The sequence below is a fragment of the Anaerosporomusa subterranea genome (assembly GCF_001611555.1).
Classification (GTDB): domain Bacteria; phylum Bacillota; class Negativicutes; order Sporomusales; family Acetonemataceae; genus Anaerosporomusa; species Anaerosporomusa subterranea.
This window is the reverse complement of sequence record NZ_LSGP01000026.1, coordinates 1-23,536: the sequence shown is the minus strand read 5'-3', so window position 1 is coordinate 23,536 and position 23,536 is coordinate 1. Positions and strand designations below refer to the sequence as shown.

Genomic DNA, 23,536 nt, shown 5'->3' with positions numbered 1-23,536 from the left:
TCATGCTCTATCCCCCTGTGCTTTACCTAATAAGCCTTGAGGCCGAATCAACAGCACAGCAATAAGGATGGCAAAGGCAATAACATCTTTGTAGCTGGTCGATACTATGGCCACAGCCAAGCTTTCCAGTATGCCCAGAAGCAGCCCGCCAAGTATGGCCCCGGATGGATTGCCGATTCCGCCGAGAGTTGCCGCTGACAGGGCTTTTAACGACATGATTACACCCATTCTCGGATAGAAAGCATTGTAATATACTCCAACCAAAATACCGGCTGCTCCCGCAAGAGCAGATGCAATAGCAAATGCCATAGCCATAATCAAAGTCGGGCGAATGCCCATCAGACTGACAGCATCCCTGTTTTGCGCCGTGGCCTGCAGGGCCAGTCCCCAACGGGTGTGGTAAATAAACAAATGCAATAATCCGATAAGAAGTATCGATGCGCTCAACACCAAAATGTCTAGTCCGGAAATAACCGTATCGCCAATATTTAAGCGAAAAATATCCAATTTTACCGGGAACGGTTTGGTATCCGCCCCTACCGCCAGTAAGACAATATCCTGCAGCATAATCGACAGGCCAATCGTAATTAACGCTGGTGTCAGGTCAGAACCGCCAATAAATGGCCTGAAAGCCAGGCGCTCGGTAAGTAAGCCAAGCGCCGCGGCCACCAAAACAGCGATCAGAAAGCCGATCAATAAATTATTACCCCAAAGAAATACCGATAACAGGCCCGCATATGCGCCGATCATGAATACCTCACCATGAGCGAAGGTGATCATGCGCATGATTCCGCATATCAGCGAAAAACCTACGGCAAGCAGCGCATACATACTGCCAAGGGCCAATCCGTTTACTAACTGCTGTAAAATCATTTAGCACCTCATTAGTTCGTCAGCGCCGGCACCGGTACAAATTTACCGTCTTTAACAATGATTGGATATAACACGACATTTTCCAACTGACGCTTATCGCTATATGTTATTTTTTCTTGGGATGCACCCGGGAAATCCTTGGTTTTAGCCAGTGCATCACGTATGGATTTTCTGCTTCCGTCACTCTGTTCAATAGCATTAGCCAAAAGCTTCACTGCATCATACGCAAGCACGGTGAAACTATCAACATCTTTCCCGCCAAATTTCGCCTTATGTTTTTCAATGAAATTTTTCAGAACAGGAGAAGGTTTCTCCAAGTTAAACAGAGCTAGGGTTGTCAGGCCTTCCACAGAACTGCCGCCCAGACTTAACAACGAAGGATTGTGGACTGACGGCAAAGCAACAAACGGTACGTTAATTCCCAGATCACGCGTTTGTTTCGCAATGGCCGCGGCATCAGTATAGTAGGAAACAAGCGCGATCAAGTCGGGATTGGCAGCTTTAATATTTGTAATCTGTGCCTTAAAGTCTTTATCTGTTCCCAAATACGTCTCAGAGGCAACTATTTCAACATTTTTCTTAGCGAACAAATCTTTAATATTGTCCCTGCCACCCTTGCCATAGTCATTGTTCAAATATAGCAATGCCACTTTCTTTGGATGGAAACGGTTTACTGCAACTTCAACCAACCATCTTGACCTGTCATAATCGGTTGCATTCAACTGAAAAATATAGTCGCCGGGTTTGGTAAGTTCAACATGCGATGGCGTAACGGCCAACTGAACCAGCCCTGCACTCTGATAAACCGGCGAAGCTGCCCATGTCGCCGGAGTTGTAAAATCTCCGAGTGTCGCCAAGATCCTATTATCTTTAGTAAATTTCTGTGCTATATTTACCGCCTGTTTAGGGTCGCTTTGGCTATCCTCAAAAATCAATTTGAGTTGTTTCCCCTTGATGCCGCCTTTGGAGTTTATCTCCTCCAGTGCAATTTCAAAGCCGCGTTTCCACTGCGCCCCATATTCGGCATTGTCACCAGTGAAGGGAGCACTAACACCGATGTAAAAATCCTCCTCGCCTTTTTTCTCCGCCTTGGTTTCTTGCTTGCTGCATCCAGTCACAAAGATCAGCAATAGTGCCAGTATAGAAACTACAAAAGATAACTTTAATTTTGTGTTTGGCATAATCATCTCTCCTATTCAAATACTTATCCGCTTATTTCGTATGTAGAATATAATAGCAGCACTGTGAATCAAGATTTGCAGAAGACTTCCCGTCATTACCCCCTTTTGTTAAATCGGTTCTTGCCATTTTTCCGACTATTACTCCCGTTAATCAACTCCCTTTTAAATGTAATAGCGATTTGATCAGTTTCTTCAACAAAAAAATAACTGAAGGCAAGACGAAAGATTCGTCTTGCCTTCAGTTATCTGATCAGCAACGTAATGTTATGTTAAACAAACTATACTACATCAATTTTCTGCTGTCAACAACATTACCAGTGGGTCAATATAAAAACTATCAACTGACTATTACATCGGTTAACAACGGTACAAAGATGACGTAAAAAAATCAGATTTTCCAAACGATGTCTAAATCCTCGTTTGTGGCCTTGATTTGGGAAATCATACCGTCGGCAACCTCCCGCCTGTCCTCAAAGCTGATATTGTCCCAGTTATCCAGAAGCTCGGAAATCCGGGCTATCCTATCCGGGGAAACGGCCTCGGCGCTTAAATCGGCTATCTCCTTCATAATCGTTTGCCGCTTCGCATCCAGTTCCTCGATTTTGCCGTTGGCGTAGGACAACAAAACGGTGTTCGCGCCCATCAAGCCGTTTATCAGCTTTTCAATCTCGGCCTCGGCCTGTGCAAGCTGCACATTCAGCGCGGTCAGCTTTGGATTGGCTTTCGCGGGATCGCCGCCGGTTAAAGTTTGAAACTCAGCCATTTTAATTACCATTTGCGTATAGATGGATTGTTCAAACTCATCTGTTCGGAGCGTACCGCAACCCTCACAGCTTTCGATGTTATCCACCCGCCTATGACAGCGCTTGTGTCAAACTTTTCCGTGGACGATACAAACTCGACGTTGTATTTTTGGAATAACTCCATCATATTCGCAAAGTCCAGAATGGAACGGCTGATCCTGTCCAGCTTGTAAACGACAACCTTTGAAATCAGGCCCTTTTCAATATCGCGTATCAGTTCCGGCCGGTTTTCATGGAAACAGCATGGGCGTATATCCGGGCTTTGCAACGTGAAAAGGGGGCAAAAAAAGCAGACGGTGATTAAACCGTCCGCTTTTTTTGCCGTTCTGCCGCTTCTGGACAAAATGTCCAGAGGTCAGTCAGTTAGGCATGGAGAATGACCCGCCGCCGCACTGTTTTTTTGTTGACCGTCAAGCGGCAGGATTCTTATTATGTGGTCGCCATTCAAATGACTTTAGCAATCAACTGAACAAGATTAAAATACTTTCCGCCCTCAGCCTCCATCATTTTGATGTCCTCAGCGACAATGGGATGATAACCGGTCTGCCATTCTTTCCACGCCTGTCTGCAACAGGCCATTTCGCAGCTGTCCACCATTTCAATGCCCTCGGCCCTCTTCCACAAATCTTTCCACCAATCAAGAGAGTGCAGGGTTCTTTCCATCTCGCTATTCCAAAACGGCTGCATATCATCGGGAACATTTTTCCCAAATTCGTATTTTAAGCCGGGAATAGCCACGGCGATATAGCCGCCCTTTTTCACAAAAGGAATGAGCGACGGGAGCATTTCCGCCGTATCACCGAAATAATGGTAAGCGTCCACAGTAAACAACAGGTCAAAATATCCGTTTGCGAAAGGCAATCCTTTGGTCGCGTCTACTGAAATCGGAACGGCTTTATCGTCAATCCCGATAGATTTGAAACGCTCATAGTTTTCAGTCGGTGAAATCCACAAGTCGGCGGCGAAAACTTTTGCGCCGTATTTTTGTGTCAGCAAGAGCGTGGAAAGACCGCACCCACAACCGAGGTCAAGTATACGCATATTCTCATTGACGTTTAGGCATGACGCTAATTCCTCTGCTACTCGCATGGCATTAGGCCCCATCATGGTAGCTTTCAAAAATTCCATGTTATTCTGACTGGAAATAAATTGATTTGTAAATGTGTACATAATATTCTTCCTCCGTTAATCCTTTATCTTGCTGCTATAAATCAATTATAGTAGTTATATTATTACAATGCACCCTACAAGATAATTCAGAAACAAAAAAGCGACACGGCAAAATCACCATGTCGCTCTCACTTTAGCATTGACTTTTCATATCAACCAATATTTTGTAGATTGTTTTGGGTGATAAGTAATTACAGCTTGCAATATCCTCAACCGAAATACCGTCTTGATACTGGGAAAAAATTATCTCGTTGCGTTCCTGAATATATTGCCTGCTGTTTTTTACTTTCCCCCACCGTTTTTTATTCTCTGCCTTTCGTGGGATATAAATATATTCACCGTCAATATACTGTTGTATTGCTTCTAACAAATCGGCGGGAAATACACTAACTGCGTTCTTGTAGCCCATTATGCTCCTCCTAAAATTGTAGTTTTAGGATTGAGCAAAGGCTATCTCACAGCATGTTTGTTATGCGATAGCCTTTGCTCCGCATAACACCGACTCCAAATAATATAGGATGATAAGCCAATCTCCTTTCTTAAAGATTTTACCTTTCCCGACTTTTACCTTTTGCAAACCTTCGGGCGTTCTTCATACCACCTACACCGCTAAACATTTCATTCAGCTTCGTAGTTTCAATTTGCTTGAAATTAAGACCCTCGTATTTTGCCTCTTTCTTTAGTTTTTGATAGCTTAAAAGCCTTTCGACGGAAAGAGTACCGTCGCAAATCGCTTTTTGCACCGCACAACCCGGTTCGCTGGCGTGCTTACAATCATGGAATTTACACATAAACGCAAGCTCGTCAATATCTGCAAAGGTTTTAGACAGATTAGCACTTTCCAGGCCAAGCTCTCTCATTCCCGGCGTGTCAATGACTATGCCGCCATTTTTTAGCAAAATAAGCTCGCGCCTTGTGGTCGTGTGCTTCCCTTTATCGTCATTTCTAAGTCCTTTGGTATCCAGCTTATCTTCTCCAATTAAGCGATTGATAAGAGTAGACTTGCCAACGCCTGATGAACCGATAAACGCGATTGTTTGGCCGTCTTTAATATACCGCATTATCTGGAAATAGCCGTCCTCATGCATGGCCGTGGTAACAAGAACATCGGCGCCAACGGCGACAGTATCCACTTCATGGAGTTTTTGTTCCACATCGTCAGATAAATCCGATTTAGTCAAAACGATAACGGGAACCGCTCCACTATCCCAAGCGATGGACAGGTAACGCTCCAACCTACGCAGATTAAAGTCGTTATTCAGCGACATACATATGAAAACCGTGTCGATATTACTCGCCACAACCTGCTCGTCGTTTGATGTTCCTGCCGCCTTTCTGATAAAGACGCTTTTTCTTGAAAGCACATGATGAATAATGGCGTTCCCGTCTGCGCTTACATCCCGGTCAAGCATGACAAAATCGCCTACCGCCGGAAAATCAGATAGCGTTTTCGCTTCAAAACGAAATTTACCGGACACCTCGGCCATCATTTCACCGTTTTCGCACATTACCTTATATAAATCTTTCGATTGAGAAAAAACACGCCCAACATAAAGACCATTATATAAAGTAGATTCAGCCGCAAACCTATCGGTGAACCCTAATTTTTTCATATCTATTCTATTCAATTTTTTATCCTCCTGAAAGTTATAGTTATAACTTATGGGAGGTTTTTGTATCGTCTAATTTACACAAACCTCCCGGCTTGCTACAATCTCCGATATACCATATTTGAACATAAACCTGTATCTCCTTTAACATAAATTTTATGTTTCATCAGCATTTTACCACAAAAACGCTGGAAAGAAAAACGTTTGCGAATATTGCGGTTACTCCGGCTTTCCGCGAAGCGGCAAGCAATTCATGTGTATATACATACCCATGAAACGCTTGTCGGGGCCTTGCCCCAAACCCGCCGCTTCTGGACAAAATGTCCCGAAGTGCTTACTTTTCTTTTTCGGTTTTCTTTACGGGCGGGGCAAGCTCTTTCTGTTTGCCGCTCCAATCGTCCAGCAGCTTGATGATCTGCTCCTTCATCTGCTGCGGGGTTTTGTCCTTGCCAAAATATTTATTGAGTTCCTCACCGGATACCAGCGAAACGGCGATCATATTTTGATTTTTACGTTTGATGAACGAAAGCTCCACTGCGGAAGTGAAGCCGAGCCTTTTTTCGTCCATCGCTTTAGTTAGATCAGGAACAAGCTCGGTCAGACGAATATACCGCTGTACCTGTTTCCCGGTGATATTGTTGCGCTCACCAACAATATCAATCGACCACTTTCCCGCGTCCTTGTTCTGGACATTTTGTCCAGAAGCGTCCCGCGCCCCCTGATGCTTGATGGCCTCCACCTGCATTTTGAGGGATTGCGCCTTTTCGCTCGGCAGTATCTCCGAACGCTGGCGCAGGTTATCGTCGGTCATGGCGAGGATGGCCTCGTCGTCCGTCATGTTACGGACAATACAGGGCATGTTGGCATATCCCGCCATCTCGCTGGCCTTTTGCCGCCTGTGCCCGGCTATGATCTCATAACCGCCGCCCTCACGGGGGCGCACAAGGGCGGGCTGATTTACGCCGCCGTTTTTGACACTCTCCACCAGCGCCTTCATTTCAGCGTCATCCCGAACGCCGAACGGGTGATCCTTAAAGGCGTAAAGCTCGGAAATATTAAGATATACAATCTCTTCCTTTTCACCGTTACGGGTAGCGTCGCGGGGAACAGGCGGCTGTTCGGGCTCCGGGGCGGGGGCCTCCTCTTTTGCCGAAGCCTTTTCTTTGGGTGTACGGGGCTTGCGCTGTTTCTTTTGGGGTTCCAGTTCGGAAAGCGGCTTCTCCCACGGGGGGCGGTCATCCTGCTCGGCGGGCGTTTTTTCAGCCTTTGGGGGCCTGCCGCGCCGCGCCTGTTTCGCGGGCTCCGGGGCTTTATCCTCCGGGGCTGGGGGCGTGGCCGCTTTATCTGGCTCGGCTGTCTTTTCTGGGGCAGGGGCCTCGCCGCCAGCCTGCACGGGCTGATCGGACGCGGCTTTTTCCTCCGCCGCTGTTTTATTGACCGGATCAATATTGATTACATTATCCGGTTTGTTTGGCTCATTTGCCGCCATGTGCTTTTACCTCCTTCTTAATTATGGGCATGAAAAAAGGGCCTGATTGTTTAATCAGACCCGCAGTAGTGGGGCATTCCCCCTCTCTTTCGCCGCCACGCAAAAACGCCGCCCCTTTGTCCTTAAAGGGCGGCGCTTATGTCAGGTTGGCAGTCCGTTTCAGTTTTTTATATCCTGTACCGATGTCAACCGATGTTTAGCCAATGATGTTACAGCTGCTATTTCTGCTGCTGAATCGGGACGAACCGCTTTAGACGCAGTGCATTGAGTACTACGGAAACCGAGCTAAACGCCATAGCTGCGCCCGCAATCATCGGCGACAAGTAGCCGGCGGCAGCAATCGGAATACCCACTGTGTTATAGACCAGCGCCCAGAACAGGTTCTGTTTAATATTACGCATGGTTGCCTTGCTAAGCTTAATGGCTGCGACAATACCGTTCAGATCACCACGCATCAGCGTGATATCAGCCGCTTCAATCGCCACATCGGTTCCGGTGCCAATGGCAAACCCGACATCAGCTGTAGCCAGCGCCGGCGCATCATTGATGCCATCACCCACCATGGCTACGACCTTTCCTTCGCGTTTGAGAGCTTCTACCTTTTCGGCTTTATGCTCAGGCAGTACCTCTGCCAAGACACTAGTAATGCCAACGCTGCCAGCAATCGCTTTAGCCGCGCGTTCATTATCGCCGGTGATCATCCATACTTCAATACCCAGCTTCTGCAATTCTGCGACTGCTTGAGCAGAATTCTCTTTTACCGTATCGGCAACAGCAATCAAGCCAGCGATTTCTTGTTCGACAGCGAGGATCATGACGGTTTTGCCTTGCTGTTCCAGTCGTTCAACCTCGCTAATTGCGGCTTCGATCTCGATATTGTTCTCCCGCACCAATTTGCGTGTACCAACCAGCAGCTTTTTGCCATCAATGACAGCTTCGACACCGTGACCGGGAATGGCTGTAAACGCCTCTGGATCTTCAAGCGACATGCCTTGCTGTTGCCCATATTTTACAATTGCTTGCGCCAACGGATGTTCAGAGTTTTTCTCTGCCCGTGTCGCCAGTTGTAAAATCTCCCGATCGGATAATGTCGATAAGGTAACGATATCCGTAAGTTCCGGCTGCCCCTTGGTAATCGTCCCTGTCTTATCAAGAACAATGGTTGTCAAACGATGGGCATTCTCGAGATGTTCGGCGCCTTTTATCAGAATACCGTACTCGGCACCTTTGCCGGTTCCGACCATAATCGAAGTCGGCGTAGCCAACCCAAGTGCGCATGGGCAAGCAATGACCATAACTGCCGTAAAATTAATCAATGCACGGGTAAAATTACCTGGGTCGAAGATAAAGTACCAGCCGGCAAAAGTTAAAACCGCAATGGCGACAACGATTGGCACAAAGTAGCCTGAAACGACATCAGCAAACCGCTGAATAGGAGCTTTCGAGCCCTGCGCTTCTTCAACAATGCGGACTATTTGAGCCAGTGCGGTATCTTTGCCGACTTTTGTGGCCTGGAATTTAAAGGCGCCTAGTTTATTTATCGTCGCACCGACGACTTCATCGCCTACTTTTTTATCCACCGGAATACTTTCACCAGTTAACATCGACTCATCTAGAGTTGAAGTTCCTTCGATAATTACACCGTCTACAGGCACTTTTTCGCCAGGCCGGACGGCAATGACATCACCGACCATCACAGATTCAACAGGGATATCGACTTCCTCACCATCGCGTACCACGCGAGCTGTCTTGGCCTGCAGACCCATCAGCGCTTTTAGGGCTTCAGACGTTCGGCCTTTTGCTGTTGCTTCCAACAGTTTGCCGAGGATGATGAGAGTGATCAGAATAGCCGATGTCTCAAAATATAAATGTGGATCACCTGTCAACATATTGGCAATGCTGAAGAAATAGGCGGCAGATGTCCCTAACGCTACCAGGACATCCATATTCGCGCTGCCGTTCCGTAACGCGGCATACGCCCCGCGGTAAAACGGCCATCCGGCCCAAAATTGTACTGGCGTGGCCAGTATAAATTGCACATAGGGATTCATCAAGAAATCGCCAATTCTCCCCATAATGCCAAGAGAGTGCAGTATCATAGCTAACAGTAACGGCAAAGAAAGAACGGCCGATAGAATAAAGCGAAACCGTTGTCCACGAATCTCTTCCTCACGCACCTTCTTTTCCCGGTCGATGTCGCTAGCGTCAGCAATATTATGGGCCTCATAGCCCAGCTTTTTCACCTTTTCTTGAATCTGACCGATAGTCAATTCATGCGCATTATATTCAATCACAGCTTTTTCCGCCGCAAAATTGACAACGGCGCTGTATACACCAGGCAGCCCCTTCAGGCCTTTTTCAATTCGAGTCGCACAGGCAGCACAGCTCATACCGGAAAGCTTGAATTCAGCCTTATCGGTAACAATTTTATAGCCGATATCTTCTATTTTTTTTGCAATATCTTGCAAACTGACCTGCGTAGGATCATAAGTAACACTAGCCTTCTCTGAGGCAAAGTTTACTGCCGCTTTGTCTACACCTGCCAATTTACCCAGTCCCTTTTCGATCCGGTTGGCGCAGGCGGCGCAGGTCATTCCGGAAATTTTCAGGTTAGCTGAATGCATATCTTTATTTTTTATATCTGCTGACACAATCATCACACCCCTTTTGCTTAGGATATATCATATATCCTAGCATTACTCACTCTCATTATTGATCACTTTATAGCCATGTCCTAAATTTTCAATTGCGGCCACGATACTTGAAAGATCAATTTGCGCCGTATTATACGTTAAGATTGCAGTCTTTGCAGCCAAATCAACCGCTACCTTATCTACTCCAGCTAACAAACTTACTGTCTTCTCCACTCGCCCAGCACAGTTATACCACTTCATTCCGTCTATTCTCAGAGTATTTGTCATTTGGGTATCTGTTTTCATAGTCAATCGCCCCTTCTCGTTACTATACCCCCGTATAGTATAGTTTGAGTATACGACAATATTTTCATCTAGTCAATACTTTTCTATACGAAAATCGCAATAAGAAAAGCTGTCTTCACAGCTAAACCGTTCTATTGATTAATATTCATACGAGAAAAAGCGAACCGCTAATACCGCATAAGAACTATCCCCGAGACGATTAATAATCCGGCAATGATTTTATAAATCGTTACCTTTTCTCCCAGGATGATTATACCTAACACAAGAGCAACAAGAGGAAATGCTGAGACAATAGGAGATACGCGGCTTACCTCACCGAATTTTAATGCATAATAATAAGCTAATTGGCCTAGTAGTGCGGCGCAAATCCCCTCCAAACCAATAAACGCAATATCTTTTGTAGAAGCTCCGGCAACTAATCCCCATTGCCCCTTAATAGTGACCAATGTTATCAATAGTACACTAATAATCATACTGCGAATGGTCAATGCCGCCAATGGTTGGAGATCACCTAATCCTAATTTCCCCAGAACCGGGGCAATACCCCAAAACACCATCGCTATACCTGCGAATAAATAGTCGTTCAACTTGCATCATCCTCCTTCCTCTCATTTGGAATTGATCAACAACTTCTCTTCCGAATACCCCGTGAATTTGCCGTAGTGCCCACTGATGCTTTTGTTTGAGCCAAGACCATACAATTTAACGTGACCGACGCGCGATAGTAAGCCACTTCATATTATCCCTCTAAAAGTGTCAAGAAATTTGACATGCTAGTTGGCATTAAAGTTGCAAGATATTACTTAGAGGAATACATTTTATAGTTCGTTGTTTTTAAAAATTTACCTACCCAATCCGGTGCCAGGTTATTAAAAAAACCTGACATAAAAGGAAAACTGGCAGAACTAGTTTTCTGCCAGTTTGGTTCATTTTGGGCCCCCTAGTTCTCAGTCAACTCATTAATGGAAATGTTTAGCTTCACAGCAGCTTTTCTTATTGCGTCACTTCTTTACTGAACAACCGTATAATCAGCTTCTTCTACAGCCTTCACCAGCTCATCGCGCTTGGCTGAACCGGTGACTGTTGCTTGCTTCTTCTCGAGATCAACGACTGCGCCTGTAACGCCCGGGACTGCTTTGAGCGCTTTCTCAACAGCCATTTTGCAGTGGTTGCAAGTCATGCCTTCGATTTTTAAGACAACTTCTTGACTCATTACATTCACCTCCTTTAGAAAAGAAATGAGTTACCTAACCCTCTGGTCACCCTCCACATACTCTGCGCACTCTGCGGTTAACGTCTCCGGCCGACTATTTATTAAATTGTTTTATGACATTCATCAACTCATCAATGCCTTGCTCAGTACGATCTTCCTTGATAGCATTCACTACGCAGCTTCGTGTGTGGCTCTCCAGGATCATGAGCCCGACCTTATTGAGTGCGGCCCGTGCTGCCAAGATCTGCTGCAGGATATCCACACAATACCGTCCCTCATCAAGCATTTTATCAATGCCGTTGATCTGGCCGGACACTTTTTTCAAACGTTGTTTCAGTTCGCTTTTCTCCTTGTCGACTAACACACGCTTCCCCCCTCTGTCCGATGCTATACAATACCCCTGTACAGTATATTAATCATACACCAATATCATTATTCAGTCAATCCGTTCGTTTCAACGTCTTAAGTTGGGATTCGATTTTGTCACTGCCAGTAATGAACTGCCGCAATACGAGTCCGACGTTAGGAGCGTAGTATTCAACGTTCTCACTAGCGGTATTGGCCGTCAGACTGGTGACCTTTACCTTTACCACATTGCTATAAGTACCTGCTGGTACCTGCACCGTCTCATCAATACTGATAACTTCCCGGCGTTCCCGACCGGTTTCCCACACTGCCCCGGCTTTGAGCGGCGCTTTTAGTAAAATCTCGCTACGGTTTGCCGCTTCGCTGAACAGTTTCGTATCTGTGTAAAATTCCTCTCTAACATAGTTTACTGATACTGCCTCAGGCAGCACTTGCAGAACCATGCCGAGGCGCGTACCGCCGTTGTCTTGTGCTAACTGCACTCTGCTATCTTCCTTGTATATGACTTTACGCGTAAAAGCAGCGTACTCATTGCCAGATCCCTCATATATCCAGGTAAGGCTTTGCTCGGCAGGAAAATAAATACGAACATCGTTAATCGCCTTTTCCTGGGGAGGTGGGGACGCTGGACGCTTGTAGCAGCCTGGCAAGACGAATAAAGATGCGATCAGTAACAATGTTAGTACTTTTTTCAAGTTGCCATTGCTCCTCTCTTCTGCAATATCTTTCCCGCTTATCAAGAACATATTACCTTAGCTAATCACAAAGATAGACACACGATGTCACATATCTACTACATAAACTGTCCAGGACTTGCTGCTACAAAATTGGTCATGGATATTGTCTTAATGGAATGAAATATTCATCGACTTCAACAGGTGTGCTCTTGTAGTGACTAGAGTTCAATGCTCCGCTGATGATGATATGTCCCATGAGAAAAAAGATATCCCAAGTACATTTCGGACGCCAAAACTAGAAAATATTGCTTGCTGAAACTGAATTAGTATGTTACTTTTTAATCAAACGATTAAATTAATCAATCGAGTGATTTACATTAACTAGCGAGGTGTAACATGGAAATGGATGCGCAGGAAAAATTATTGGCTGCCGGAACGCGTTTATTTGCACAGAAAGGATTCGCCGCCGTGTCGATCCGCGAACTCTCACAGGCGGCGGAAACGAACAGCTCCTTGATTTCATACTACTTCGGCGGCAAAGAGGGTCTGTACGCCGCGGTGCTGGAAAAGCAGTTCGCGTCGGTCGATTCAGTCATAGCAAGTGTCAGGGAGCGCCATTTGTCGCCAGTCGAGCGAATTGAGGCCTATGCCCAGGGAGTATTGACAGCGCATACGCAAAACCCGTACATCATCCGCTTTCTGTATAGCGAGTTCGCCAATCCGACGCCGGCGTTCGAGGCTATTCAGAAAGAGGTGCGGAAAATCTATGAGTTTCTGCATCAGACGATCAATGAAGGTATTACCCGCGGCCAGTTCCGGGCGGACCTGAATCCGGCGCACGCAGTGCTCGCGATTGCCGGCATGATGAACTTCTATTTCATCTCCCGGCCGCTCCGCCGCTATTTCCTGCCGGCGGAGGGAGAGCATGACGCGCAATACTTCGAAGATGCCTTGAAGATTTATTTGAATGGGGTGACCAAACATGGCGATTAATAAAAAGGCGGTTGTGGCCCTTGTGGCAGTAAGTCTGCTGGCGGCGGCAGTCGGGTATAAATTTCTGCGGCCGGCGGAGGCGGGGATTACCGCCACCGGCACGGTTGAAGTCACCCGAGCGGACATTATGCCGAAAGTCAACGGCTATATCTCCGAATTCAACCTGCAAGCCGGCGACACGGTTAAGGCCGGCCAGGTTGTCGCCCGCATTTCCCGGTCAGACCTCGAAGCACAGGTTTTGCGCGATGAGGCGGCGCTGGCCCGGGCCGTGGCCCAGTTAAACGACCTGGAAGAAGGGCCGCGCTCCCAGGAGCGGCGGGAGATTGTCGCCAATCTGGACGCGACACGTTCCGTATACCAAAAAGCACAGGTTGATTATGAACGGTATCAAACGCTGCATAAACAGGGCGCCGTATCGCAGCAGCAGCTGGATACAGCCCGTTCCGCAACAGATGTGGCTTATAACTCGATGCAGGCGCTTGAACAACGCCTAAGCCTGAGCGATGCCGGAAACCGTCCCAAAGCGATTGAGGCGCAGCGTCTGGAGGTCGAACGCAGTAAAGCCGTGCTGGCCGCAAGTAAAGCTCTGGTGCAGGACACTGTGGTCGCCAGTCCGGTCAGCGGACTGGTGCTGACCAAAAACTTTGAAAACGGCGAGTACATTAATCCCGGTTCCGCTTTGGTTACCGTTGGTTATATGAACGACTGCTGGGTGAAGATCTACGTTCCGTCCACTCATTTGGGCCTGATCAAAGTTGGCCAGCCAGCCGATGTGAAGGTCGATTCCTTCCCGGACAAAGTATTTCGCGGCGAAATCAAGGAAATCAGCCAGACCGCCGAGTTTACGCCCCGGCAGAGCATCACGCAGCGCGAACGCGCCAATCTGGTATTCGCCGTCAAAGTCAAAATCGAAAATGCGGACGGGATATTAAAACCCGGGATGCCGGCGGACGTGGTAATACAATGATTGTCTTTGAAAACGCCGTTCGCCGCTTTGGCGCTATTACCGCGGTTGATCGCGTTTCCCTGTCGGTGCGGTCAGGCGAGATTTTCGGTCTGGTCGGTCCCGATGGGGCGGGAAAAACCACGGCCATCCGGATGATTACCGGCATCCTGTCGCCAGACTCGGGTACGGTCCGGCTGCTCGGCAGCACCCGCCCGGAAGCAGTGAAGGGCGATATCGGTTATGTACCGCAGAAATTCAGTCTATACGGCGATTTGACCGTGATGGAGAATATCCGGGTAATCGGGGCGTTGTATGGAGCCTCCCGAAAGCGAGTGGAAGAACTCGGCAATGAGATTCTGACTTTTACTAAACTGCTGCCGTTTAAGGACCGTCTGGCCGACAATCTGTCCGGCGGCATGAAACAGAAACTCGCTTTAGCCGCCGGTCTTATGCATAAACCCAAAGTCTTTTTCCTCGACGAGCCAACGACCGGGGTCGATCCGGTATCGCGGCGCGAATTTTGGCAGATGCTGTACCGGCTGAACAAGGAAGGCATGACCATTTTTGTGTCCACTCCCTATATGGACGAAGCAGAGCTGTGCACCCGGGTGGCCTTCATGCATCACGGCCGGATCGTGGCCTGCGATTCGCCGCAAGGCTTGAAACAATCCTATCCCTATCAGCTGCTGGAGCTGCAGGCGGCCGACAGACAGGTGAAACAAGCGCTTTCGGGCTGTCCGGTCCATGAAGTGAACGCGTTTGGAGATAAGTATCATTTGGTGGTAGCGGACGCAGCAGTCGCCATCCCGCTAGTACAGTCCGCGCTGGCGACCGCTCGCATTCCGGTTCTGGCGCTGCGGGAAATACCGCCCACCCTGGAAGACGTTTTCGTCAATCTGGCAAGTGAGGTGGCGTAAGGTGTATGCAGTTGAAACGTTTGATTTAACGCGGGTATTCGGTAGTTTTGTTGCTGTGAACAATGTCAGCCTAAAAATTAAACAGGGAAATATCTACGGGTTTCTTGGCCCCAACGGGTCGGGCAAATCCACCACCATCCGCATGTTGTGCGGGATTCTCACGCCGACTGCCGGCGGCGGACGCATTTTGGGCCTTGACCTCGCCACCCAGGGGGATGAGATCAAAACCAAGATCGGCTATATGTCGCAAAAATTCAGCCTGTATGATGATCTGACGGTGCTGGAGAACCTCACTTTTTACGCTGGGCTGTACAGTCTTACGGCGGCGGAAAAGGCGGAACGAATTGAAGAAATGCTGCTGATGGCAGGCTTAGAAGACCATCGTCGCGAGATAACGGCCAATTTGTCCGGTGGCTGGAAACAACGGTTGGCGCTGGGCTGCTCCATTTTACACAAGCCTCCCATCCTGTTCCTGGATGAGCCGACCGGCGGAGTCGACCCAAAATCGCGCCGCTTGTTCTGGGACATCATTTACCAGATGGCGGCGGTCGGGACCACGATTATGGTGACCACACACTTTATGGACGAAGCGGAGCACTGCGACTCAATCGGCTTCATCTATGAAGGCAATCTGATTGCCGATGATAGGCCAGACAACTTGAAACAAGGTCTGCCTGGCCTATTGCTCGAAATACCCGCGGAAAGGCCGATGGAATTATTTGAAGACCTGGCGGCGCGCCAAATGGGCTACCTCGACATGTATCCCTACGGCACCACCGTCCATGTTCTGGTTACGCCCGAGCAACAGGCCGCTTACGGTGAATATGACTATAACGTCATAGCGCCGTCTTTAGAAGACGTATTTGTCTACTACGTCAAATCACAACGCAAGGAGCTGGTCTTATGAGGCGTTTATGGGCCCTCCTGACCAAGGAATTTATTCAAATGCGGCGCGACCGTCTGACCTTCGGGATGATGGTGATGCTGCCAATCATTCAGCTCCTGCTGTTTGGCTTTGCCATCAACACCGATGTCAAGCATCTCTCGACAATTGTGTTTGACCAATCGCTGCAGCAGGACAGCCGGGACCTTCTGGGCGCTTTGACGGCAAGTGAATACTTCGACATCAAATATGCCGCCAAAGATTTTCAGGAAGTCACCGATTCGATTGAGCGAGGCAAGACCAAGGTCGGCATCATCATCCCGCCGGATTACGCCGAAAACCTTAAACATGGCCGCAGTGCGACCGTGCAGGTGATTGTCGACGCTTCAGATTCCATGGCCGCGTCGTCCGCGATTGCGTCCGCCCAGATGATTGGGCAAATCAAATCCCAGGAGATTCTGGTCAAACGTTTGCAGGGGGTAACCGGTAAACAAGTCGCTCCGCCTGTAGATATCCGCATCCGCCCCTGGTACAATCCGGACTTCGTGTCGGCATTCTATATGGTGCCAGGCATTTTGGGCATCATCTTAACCATGACAATGGTGATGATTACCTCTATGGCTATCGTCCGCGAGCGGGAACGCGGCACGCTGGAACAGCTTATCGTCACCCCGATGAAATCGCATGAACTCATGTTGGGCAAGATTATCCCCTACATCTTCGTCGGCTATGTACAAGCGACTCTGGCGCTGCTAGTGGGAGCTCTGGCCTTCGATGTCCCGCTGCGCGGCAGTATCGGCCTGCTTTATGGGCTTACCACCTTCTTTATCGTCGCCTCCCTGTCGTTGGGGGCATTAATTTCTACTGTAGCAAAAACTCAGATGCAGGCGATGCAGATGGCGTTCTTCGTTTTTCTGCCCAGTACGCTGCTGTCAGGCTTCATGTTTCCCCGGGAAGCCATGCCGGCGTTCTTTTATCACCTGGGGTACCTGCTGCCGATCACGTATTATCTAGAGATTCTGCGCGGCATTATGTTGAAGGGAATCGGCATCAACTTCCTGTGGTCGCAAGTGATGGCCCTGACTGTATATATTCTGGTGGCGCTAACAATCAGTGTCATCAAATTCCAGAAGAAAATTGCCTAAGGAGGCGGCCTGTATGACTGAACTGCATAGAATGAAGAGTTCGGTAACTTGCTGTGTTTTCGGAGCGCTGCTGGCGGCCGCGGCGGCGGGAAGCGCCGCACCATTGGAGCTGTCTGTGACTGACAGCGTCTCTTTGGCCCTAAAAAATAACCCAGCCATCACTGTGGCGGAGCAAGAACGGGAAAAATCCCGTTGGGGCGTAGAAGAAGCGAAAACCGGCCAATCGGTTTCCGCCGGGTTTAGCCATGCGGCGACCCGCGCCCGGCCTGATCCGAGCAAGAGTAATGCTGGAGTAAATACGAATTTTGACAATAAAATATCCCTGGTTTACCCCCTCTATACAGGCGGAAAAACCGAGGGACTGATCGATCAGGCAAAAGTAAACCTAAAGATTACGGACCTAGGTGTGAAGAAAGCTCAACAACAGGTCCGGCTGGATGCCACAACAGCATACTTTAAACTGCTGCAGACCCGCAATCTGATGGAACTCAACCGGGAGTCGGTTGACCGGCTGGCGGCGCATCTCGCCAATGTAAAAATGCAGCATCAGGCCGGTACGGTCGCCAAGACCGATGTCCTGCGCTCAGAAGTAGAACTAGCCGATGCCGAGCAGAACCTGATCAGGGCAGAGAACAATCACCAGTTGGCGCTTGCTTCTCTGAATCATGTTCTCGGCTTGTCTCTCGACACCGAAATCGTGGTAAAGGAAGTATTGCGCTATGAAACGGCTGCCGTCGTGCTGGCTGAATGTGTGGAATATGCTCTCAAACACCGTCCGGAGGTAGGGCAAGCCAAAGCAAGCGTAACGGCTGCCGGACAAAGCGTCAACATCGCGGCGAGCGGCTACCGGCCGTCCGTAACGGCAACAGCCGCTACCGGCTGGAATGACGAAGACTTTCCGGGATTGCACAATCACAACTGGTCAATAGGCATTACGGCTAACTATAGCATTTTCGATTCCGGTCTGACCAAATCGAAAGTCAAACAAGCGGATGCCGCAGTCGCCGCAGCATCCGCGCAAGAGCGCAATACCAGGGACAGCGTGGAATTGGAAGTCCGCCAAGCCTATCTCAACTTGAAAGAAGCGGAAAAGCGGATCGTAACAAGTAAAGTGGCAGTCGGGAAGGCGGAAGAAGACTACCAAATCGCTCAGGTCCGCTATCACTCGGGAGTCGGCACCAATCTGGATGTCATTGACGCGCAGCTGGCCCTGACGCAGGCAAAGACGAACCATGTCCAGGCTTTATATGATCATAAAGTCAGCCGGGCCCAGCTTGACAGGGCCATGGGCGTAGCGGTCAATTAAGGAGATAGGCTTGTTTTGCACACGCTGCAACATTAATGGTCTTACCTACAAGCTTAGCCTTTATTACTTGATTAAGCTTCCTATCTCAGTGAGCATGTTGTGGTAGAGCCATTCAGCGAAGACGCTTAGCTTCCTTGAATTTCTTCCTGCTGGTTTTCCTTTTGACGCGGAACCTACCGATCTCGACGTTAAAGGACGGGCGCGGCCGCGACAGGGAACGAACGGCTGTTATCACCCGGTCAGGCGAGTGGCGGCAGGTGGCCCGGTGGATCGGTTTAGTTGCCCGCCGTGCCATGGGTTTCGGGCCTGGTTTTCGTTCCTTGCGGCCGGCGGGACGCCCGACTGGGCCGGCCGGTGGTGTTTCGGCCGGGCCAGTCGGGCGTCCCGCCGGCGTTACCCCGATTTTCCGGCAGGCCGGGGCGCGAGTGACAAGGAGCGTCCGGGTTTGCTCCCCTGCCAGGCTGACGAACGGGCACCCGGCAGGATATGGCTCTAAGCGCAGCGGTGGCCGAACGGGAGCGGATGAGGAGAGTGCAGCAAAGCGGAAACGCCGCAAGCAGCGAACAGCCGACCATAGATTACCACCCGATCGTACTCTTTCACCATTTTCCTGTTCTTTTCACAAAGCCTACAGCTTTTCGACCGCCAGCTTCAGCCTTTCGCCATTAATGTTCACGTCCGTATACTCCCTGGGTTGATTAAATACAAGGTCTACTGCCAGCGTTTCACTCATAATATAGTCCTTGTATGTTATAACGACCTCTTCAAGAAGCAGGTTGCCCGCCATATAGATCTTGATCTTATCCATGACTTCAAAGAAACTGTCTTTGCGCATATTTTGCAGTTTGCTGATGACTTCCCTGGCATAGCCTTCCCTGCGGAGGTCATCCGTAATATGGGTATCAAGTACAACCCCGACTTCACCTTCCCCGGCAAAGGTGAAGCCTTCCCGTCCGTTCATCGTAATTAGCAGGTTGGAACTGTCAAGTTGAATAAGGGTACCGTCTACCTCAATCATAATACTCTGACCGGCCGCCGTTTTCAGCGCCACGTCCATCTGGTTCATTGCAGCGATAGCCGTGCGAATGCCGGGTATCAGACGCCCATGCGTTTTGCCAAGCACCTGCGAATTGGGCTTGACGGTATAATCTACATACTCAGCCATATTGGCACTCGTTATAACTTCTTTTATATTCAGTTCTTCCTTGATGATGTCGATATAATAGTCTGGCAAATCCTTCGTGCTCAGCAGCATTTTGGCAAGAGGCTGCCTGTTTTTTATATTGGCCAGGTTGCGCGCACTCCGCCCCAGCCCGCAGATCTGATAAGTCAGCTCCATTTCGGCTTCGAGTTGTTTATCCACCAGTTTCTCATCGTAATCAGGCCATTGGCAAAGATGAACACTGTCCGGCGCCGCAGGGTCCAGCCGCACCACCAGGTTCTGATAAATTTCCTCGGTGATAAACGGTACAAACGGCGCTGCCACAATGACCAGATTTTTCAGTACCGTGTGGAGAGTACGATACGCGTCAATCTTATCATCTGTCATAGCGGTTCCCCAGTATCGTGTCCGGTTTCTCCTGACATACCAGTTGGAAAGCTCGTCGGTAAATTTTTCGATCAACTCGGCCGCCCCGGTTATTTTATAACTGTCCAGGTAGCCGTCAACCTTGTTGATTAGCGTTTGCAGCTTGGATAGTATCCATTTGTCCATGATATGACTGCTTGGCCTGCCTTGATGGTTAACCGGATCAAAGCGGTCAATCTGTGCATACAGCACGTAAAAGGAGTACACATTCCATAAGGTATTCAAAAACTTGCGCTGGGCTTCAATCACGGCGTCTTCGTAAAACCTGGATGGCAGCCAGGGCGCGCTGGCTGTATAGAAGTACCAGCGCAGCGCATCGGCCCCTTCATTTTCCAGGATAACAAACGGATTTAAGACATTTCCCTTGTGTTTTGACATCTTAAGACCATTTTTATCAAGCACATGACCAAGTACTACGCAGTTTTCAAAAGAGCTTTTGCCAAACAGTGCGGTAGAGATGGCAAGCAAAGTATAAAACCAGCCCCGCGTCTGGTCCACCGCCTCCGATATAAACTGGGCGGGAAAGTTTTTCTCAAACAATTCTTTGTTTTCAAATGGGTAATGATGCTGAGCAAAAGGCATGGAGCCGGAATCATACCAGCAGTCAATAACCTCGCTGACCCGCTGCATAGCCTTACCGCAATCCGGGCAGGCAAGCTCTATCTGATCAATATACGGTTTATGAAGCTCAATGTCGTCGGGAACGGCGATGCCTTTTTCCCTGAGCTCGGCAATACTACCGATGCATTCGCGATGGCCGCAGTCACATTCCCAGATGGGCAGCGGCGTCCCCCAGTACCGCTCGCGGCTTAAACTCCAGTCAATCACGTTTTCCAGGAAATTGCCGAACCGGCCTTTCTTGACGTTATCGGGATACCATTGAATGGCTTCATTATTACGCAAGAGATCTTCCCGCAGGGAAGACATTCTAATAAACCAGGAGTTGCGGGGATAATACAACAGTGGGGTATCACAACGCCAGCAGAACGGATAGGAATGAAGATATTTTTCCGTCTTATACAGGCTGGCCTCTTTTTTCAGGGTTTCGATGATTTTTTCATCGGCATTTTTAACAAAAGTACCTTTCCACGGAGTGACTTCTTCCACAAACTTGCCCTGGGCATCCACCAGATTGACCAACGGCAGATCATATTGCTGCCCTGCCTTGTTATCATCTTCACCATAAGCCGGAGCAATATGAACCACGCCGGTACCGTCACTGAGAGTGACAAAGTCGCCATGAATGATATAATAGGCTTTTTTTTCGGGCGTGACAAAGCGGAATAAGGGCTCATATTCCTTGTTGAGCAGTTCTGCCCCCTTAAAGGTTTTGACGAACTCATACTCACCCTCCAGCCGGGTAACAAGTTCCTTGGCAAGAATGAGATGTTCACCCTGATTGCGCACTTCTACATAATCATATTTCTTATTGATCGCCAGCGCTACATTGCTGGGCAGCGTCCAGGGAGTGGTCGTCCACACCAGAATACAGGCATTTTCATCTTTCAGCTTGAATTTGACATAAGCCGAGTTGTCTTTCACATCTTTATAGCCCTGGGCCACTTCATGCGAGGACAGGGCTGTGCCGCAGCGCGGACAGTAAGGAACGATCTTATGCCCTTTATACAGCAGGTCTTTATCCCATAGCTGTTTCAGCGACCACCATACCGATTCAATATAGTCGTTATGATAGGTGACATACGGATGCTCCATGTCAATCCAGAAAGCCACCCGCTCAGACATTTCCTTCCACTGGTTGGCATAGGTAAATACGCTGTCTTTGCATTTCTTCACAAACGCGTCTACGCCATACTGCTCAATTGCCGGCTTACCCGATATCCCCAGCGCTTTTTCCACTTCCAGTTCAACCGGCAGCCCGTGGGTGTCCCAGCCGGCCTTGCGCAAAACCCGGTATCCCTTCATCACCTTATAGCGCGGAATCAGATCCTTGATTACCCGGGTAACAACATGACCAATATGCGGCGCACCATTGGCAGTGGGAGGACCGTCATAGAACGTAAAATATTCCTTTCCCTCATTCATGGCCAGGCTGAGCTTGATGATGTCCTTTTCCTGCCATAACGCTAATATGGACTTTTCCATTTCCACAAAGTTATTTTTTGCTTCAACCTTTTTGTACATTGATGAAACCCCTTTCCATATCCTATAGTTCCCCATTTTGTTAAGAATTAGAAGATACCGACCCCTGTGTCGTTTGCCAATGCAGTATAGTTGATGGGATCTTAAAAACAAAAAAGCTTCGCCCCTGTCAGGACGAAGCTTAGCTCCGTTATACCACCTTTACCATGTTATCAGGTACATCTTAATACCTTATCCTTTAACGCAGGATTACGGATTGGCTTACTCCTTGCTTCAGCCATCGGCTCTCAGGCGATTTTCTCCAGATCGTTCCGGCAGGTTCTCAGCACCTCCTGCTCTCTGTACGGATGGAAATCATGGATACTCTTCCTGTTCACAGCCTTTAGGGTAATTCTGTTTAAATATTACTAGAAGTATATACCTTGCTGTTAACCGTGTCAATGTACTTTCCTCGGTTCGCCTAATGTTATTGATAAACATCACACGAGTGCCGCTGCTGAAACCGGTCATGCAATCCTTTAGCTAACTCCATTGCTTTATTCACTTGGAGTCTTTAGCTTCCGTCCTGCCAAAGAACATATCAAACAAAAAAAGAGAGTCCGCACCACTTTGATGTGGTACGGACTTTTTTTATGAGCATTACAAGATAGGGCTTCGTTTTGTATTGCAAACTCGCCCGCAGACTTATGCCTTATATGTGGTGCGTGTTCCTCAGACTGGATCTTTGCCGCCGGCTTCCTTCAGATTCCACCTCACGGCGGACACTCTTGTCTTAGGCTAACGGTTAGCACTAGCAACCCCCGTATTGGACTTTCACCAATTAGTAAGCACATGCTGGGCGTACAAGAAAAAGGCCAGAAGACTTAGCACCCACTTTCCAGTGGGTGCTTTTCAGTAAACCTGCGACTACCTATCCTCCCAGGCCGTCACCAGCCAAACGTTCTAAAAAGAAGCCTTAGCTCCACAAATAGCTGAATACTGATTGCACCTTCGACGCGTTCGGAGTGCCAATTAACCTACTGCCACCGCTTAAACTTATCTCTAAAGAAACAAAAAGTAATATGACCTACTTCATCAGTAGGTCATTTAGTAACCGGCAACTACTTATCCTCCCAGGCCGTCACCAGCCAAGTACTTTCAGCGTATAAGGGCGCGTTCTGAAAAGAAGCCTTAGCTCCACAAATAGCTGAATACTGATTGCACCTTCGGAACCGCCGTATTCGGACTGCTGACGAACTCACTGCCACCATAATGAACTAAGTGGTAAAAGAAAGTAGAAAAACAAAAAGCACTCGCTTTCCAGCGAGTGCTTTTGCAAACCTGCGACTACCTATCCT

Annotated in this window: 19 protein-coding genes, 1 pseudogene and 1 other annotated feature; of the genes and pseudogenes, 6 read left to right on the top strand and 14 right to left on the bottom strand. The window is 48.5% G+C overall.

The genetic code is table 11. The annotated features are described in order from the left end of the window. The 13 genes and pseudogenes from AXX12_RS16885 to AXX12_RS16825 form a co-directional block, all read right to left on the bottom strand. Entirely contained in the window at positions 1-873 is an 873-nt protein-coding gene (locus AXX12_RS16885; protein WP_066245286.1) for a branched-chain amino acid ABC transporter permease, read from the bottom strand. Between the two features lie 11 nt (positions 874-884). After that, entirely contained in the window at positions 885-2,054 is a 1,170-nt protein-coding gene (locus tag AXX12_RS16880; RefSeq protein WP_197470776.1) for an ABC transporter substrate-binding protein, read from the bottom strand. 388 nt (positions 2,055-2,442) lie between these two features. Next, positions 2,443-3,077 (bottom strand): annotated as a pseudogene (locus AXX12_RS16875) (recombinase family protein); the annotation flags it as partial. Positions 3,078-3,301: 224 nt separating this feature from the next. Beyond that, positions 3,302-4,027: an SAM-dependent methyltransferase gene (locus tag AXX12_RS16870; protein WP_066245280.1), complete on the bottom strand. Its 726-nt coding sequence runs from the start codon at positions 4,025-4,027 to the stop codon at positions 3,302-3,304. A 133-nt stretch (positions 4,028-4,160) separates the two neighbouring features. After that, positions 4,161-4,436 carry a CD3324 family protein gene (locus AXX12_RS16865; protein ID WP_066245278.1) on the bottom strand — a complete coding sequence of 92 codons (276 nt, stop codon included), beginning with the start codon at positions 4,434-4,436 and terminating at the stop codon, positions 4,161-4,163. A gap of 139 nt (positions 4,437-4,575) precedes the next feature. Then, a complete protein-coding gene (rsgA, locus tag AXX12_RS16860; RefSeq protein ID WP_066245277.1) occupies positions 4,576-5,655 on the bottom strand; it encodes a ribosome small subunit-dependent GTPase A in 1,080 nt (359 codons plus the stop codon). A gap of 316 nt (positions 5,656-5,971) precedes the next feature. After that, entirely contained in the window at positions 5,972-7,126 is a 1,155-nt protein-coding gene (locus AXX12_RS16855) for a ParB/RepB/Spo0J family partition protein (protein WP_074431395.1), read from the bottom strand. A 218-nt stretch (positions 7,127-7,344) separates the two neighbouring features. Next, complete coding sequence (locus tag AXX12_RS16850; protein ID WP_461781737.1) at positions 7,345-9,783, bottom strand: heavy metal translocating P-type ATPase; 2,439 nt, start codon at positions 9,781-9,783, stop codon at positions 7,345-7,347. Between the two features lie 39 nt (positions 9,784-9,822). Further along, positions 9,823-10,065 (bottom strand): heavy-metal-associated domain-containing protein, encoded by a 243-nt coding sequence (locus AXX12_RS16845; protein ID WP_082816948.1) that lies wholly within the window; start codon positions 10,063-10,065, stop codon positions 9,823-9,825. A 167-nt stretch (positions 10,066-10,232) separates the two neighbouring features. Then, positions 10,233-10,652 carry an EamA family transporter gene (locus tag AXX12_RS16840; RefSeq protein ID WP_231881939.1) on the bottom strand — a complete coding sequence of 140 codons (420 nt, stop codon included), beginning with the start codon at positions 10,650-10,652 and terminating at the stop codon, positions 10,233-10,235. A gap of 422 nt (positions 10,653-11,074) precedes the next feature. After that, on the bottom strand, positions 11,075-11,278 hold the full coding sequence (locus AXX12_RS16835) for a CopZ family metallochaperone (RefSeq protein ID WP_066245275.1): 204 nt from the start codon (positions 11,276-11,278) through the stop codon (positions 11,075-11,077). A gap of 94 nt (positions 11,279-11,372) precedes the next feature. Next, on the bottom strand, positions 11,373-11,642 hold the full coding sequence (locus tag AXX12_RS16830) for a metal-sensitive transcriptional regulator (protein ID WP_066245273.1): 270 nt from the start codon (positions 11,640-11,642) through the stop codon (positions 11,373-11,375). A gap of 76 nt (positions 11,643-11,718) precedes the next feature. Continuing rightward, on the bottom strand, positions 11,719-12,339 hold the full coding sequence (locus tag AXX12_RS16825; protein WP_066245271.1) for a hypothetical protein: 621 nt from the start codon (positions 12,337-12,339) through the stop codon (positions 11,719-11,721). 378 nt (positions 12,340-12,717) lie between these two features. Between AXX12_RS16825 and AXX12_RS16820 the strand changes: the two genes are divergently transcribed. The 6 genes from AXX12_RS16820 to AXX12_RS16795 are packed head-to-tail and all read left to right on the top strand — an operon-like array spanning position 12,718 to position 18,511. Continuing rightward, positions 12,718-13,314: a TetR/AcrR family transcriptional regulator gene (locus AXX12_RS16820; RefSeq protein ID WP_066245269.1), complete on the top strand. Its 597-nt coding sequence runs from the start codon at positions 12,718-12,720 to the stop codon at positions 13,312-13,314. Next, a complete protein-coding gene (locus AXX12_RS16815) occupies positions 13,304-14,281 on the top strand; it encodes an HlyD family secretion protein (RefSeq protein ID WP_231881938.1) in 978 nt (325 codons plus the stop codon). The genes AXX12_RS16820 and AXX12_RS16815 overlap by 11 nt, the downstream gene beginning before the upstream one ends. Next, positions 14,278-15,177, top strand: coding sequence for an ABC transporter ATP-binding protein (locus AXX12_RS16810; RefSeq protein ID WP_066245267.1), 900 nt, complete (start codon positions 14,278-14,280; stop codon positions 15,175-15,177). The genes AXX12_RS16815 and AXX12_RS16810 overlap by 4 nt, the downstream gene beginning before the upstream one ends. Before the next feature lies 1 nt (position 15,178). Further along, entirely contained in the window at positions 15,179-16,084 is a 906-nt protein-coding gene (locus AXX12_RS16805) for an ABC transporter ATP-binding protein (protein ID WP_066245265.1), read from the top strand. Further along, the gene (locus tag AXX12_RS16800; RefSeq protein WP_066245264.1) at positions 16,081-17,205 is read left to right on the top strand and encodes an ABC transporter permease; all 1,125 of its coding nucleotides are present in this window, start codon (positions 16,081-16,083) and stop codon (positions 17,203-17,205) included. The genes AXX12_RS16805 and AXX12_RS16800 overlap by 4 nt, the downstream gene beginning before the upstream one ends. Positions 17,206-17,218: 13 nt before the next feature. Beyond that, complete coding sequence (locus AXX12_RS16795) at positions 17,219-18,511, top strand: TolC family protein (protein WP_066245263.1); 1,293 nt, start codon at positions 17,219-17,221, stop codon at positions 18,509-18,511. Positions 18,512-19,139: 628 nt separating this feature from the next. Here the strand turns inward: AXX12_RS16795 and ileS are convergent. After that, entirely contained in the window at positions 19,140-22,241 is a 3,102-nt protein-coding gene (gene ileS, locus AXX12_RS16785) for an isoleucine--tRNA ligase (RefSeq protein ID WP_066245258.1), read from the bottom strand. A 125-nt stretch (positions 22,242-22,366) separates the two neighbouring features. After that, positions 22,367-22,585: a binding site (T-box leader), on the bottom strand. Positions 22,586-23,536: the final 951 nt, after the last annotated feature.